Annotated in this window: 1 protein-coding gene; it reads left to right on the top strand. The window is 62.8% G+C overall.

The window, feature by feature from the left end; translation table 11 throughout:
* Positions 1–1,863, top strand: a 1,863-nt coding sequence (locus CA983_RS43175; RefSeq protein WP_208637177.1) for a glyoxal oxidase, incomplete at its 5' end; no start/stop codon positions are given.
* Between the last annotated feature and the right edge of the window lie 88 nt (positions 1,864–1,951).

Below are 1,951 nucleotides of genomic sequence, written 5' to 3'. Positions count from 1 at the left end.
CGCATCGATGGGCCCGTCTGCGCCACGCCACACAAGCTGACTCTTAGCCGACTCAAGCCGGGGGCGACCGTGGTTCTCCTGGCAAACGACGTGGAGCTTGGTCGATGGGAGGCTGGCGCGCCGAGCATGCCGGTAGATGTCGATATCCCCGCGCGCGCAAAACTGAACGCACGCCAGGAGCTCTGTGGTGTCGTCAGCCCTATTTCTCGGAATTACCGCGCGACCTCGGCCCGCAGCGGGCGCTGGTTCCGCGTGGAGGATGAGAACGGCGGCAACCTCTTGGCCCGTTCCTTCGCCATCCACGCCGCTCTCGTCCACACCGGCAAGATCGTCATTTTCAGCGGTGATCAACATAATCGGGCTCAGCTCGTAGCAAACCCCCAGRACATCGACCACTGCGAACTTTTCGACTGCGCCACGCTAACCCTGGAAAAAATTGATGCTCCGACCACCGACGTCTTCTGTTCAGGGCACGCCTTTGCGCCTGACGGAAAACTGTTGGTCGCCGGTGGGACGGAAAAGTGGCTGGAAGATGCGGCAGCACCTCACGGCGCACACTTCTCCGGCCTGCCCTACGTATGGACGTTCGACCCTCTGAAGCGACGTGGACGTTACTGGGTGCGGGAAGAGTCGATGTCTGGCGGACGCTGGTATCCCACCTTGATCACCCGCCGCAACGGTGCCATTCTTGCCTTGTCCGGCCACACCCACCAAGCGGACGGGGCCCGGCACTTCAACAACACTATGGAGTCCTGGGAACCTCACTTCTGGCGTCACCATGGTGAGACCCCTGCTATCGACACCTCAGAAACCCCACCGCCCTATCTGTACCCACGTCTGTTCAGCGGCCCAGAAGGTGAAGTGTTCAGCGCGACCCCGATCGTTGCTGAAGAGGGCGTTCCTTCAACCGTGCCGCGCAGAAGCGCAAGCTGGTCTGGAGGAGAAAAGGATGTGTCCTGGACGCGCAACGGCTTTCCTCCGCCAGGCACCACGAGCTGGGGCGAGTACGTCGACTTCTACACCCCAGCCACGCTGCTTCCCCTCCTGGAAGAGGAAGGCTTCCGGTTCCGGGTGCTGCGGGCAGGAGACACTGGAGCCGACTCCGCTTGGCTGATCGACCTGGGAACTCCCGAGAAACCCCTCGACTCCCTAACATGGCAACGCCTTCGCGAACAAAATCCCCAAAAAATCACTGGGAACCGAAGTCCCCAGGCCAACGGACGCCTGCGTCTCAACAGCAACCTCGTTCTGCTACCCAGCGGCGAGGTGCTCTTGTGCGGCGGCGTTACGGACGGCGGGAACGATGACACTGCGGTCAGAGCCCCGGAGCTGCTCATCCGCACTCCTGACGGATGGGTATGGGACCAGAGCTCCTTCAGCACAGCGAAGTTCGCGCGCAACTATCATTCGACGGCGCTGCTCATGCCCGACGGCCGTGTCTTTACCGGCGGCGGCAACATCGGCGCAAAACCTGGCGGGGAGGACGTCCGACGCCTCGAGCTGGAGATCTACGAGCCGTGGTACACATGCCGACGCCGCCCCCGCATCCTCAACGCTCCCAAGGCCATCGCCTCCGGGGAGAAGCTTGAGGTTGACGTTCGTGGGCCCGGTCCGATCACCCAGCTCGCACTTGTGCGTTGCGGCAGCGCAACCCACGCATTCAACTCGGATCAGCGCTATATCGGCCTCAACGTCACATCGACGGCACCAGGTCACTACGAGGCCCGAATCCCGAAACAGGCCGTCGCCATCCCGGGCTACTACTTGCTCTTCGCATGCATGCAGGAGGGGGATGTCGGGAAGGAAGGGCTTGTTCCCTCGAAGGGCCTCTTCATCTGTATCAAGCCAAAGCCCAGGGCGTAGCGGCGAGCCGCGAGCCGCGAGGCCGTGCTCGAGGCTCTCGCCGATAGCAGCGCACAGCGGGGCGAGGATGGTCGCGTCGGTGTCGGAC

Source organism: Streptomyces swartbergensis (genome assembly GCF_002148965.1).
Taxonomy (GTDB): domain Bacteria; phylum Actinomycetota; class Actinomycetes; order Streptomycetales; family Streptomycetaceae; genus Streptomyces; species Streptomyces swartbergensis.
The sequence above is the reverse complement of the archived record's forward strand: the minus strand, read 5'-3'. Positions and strand labels throughout refer to the sequence as shown.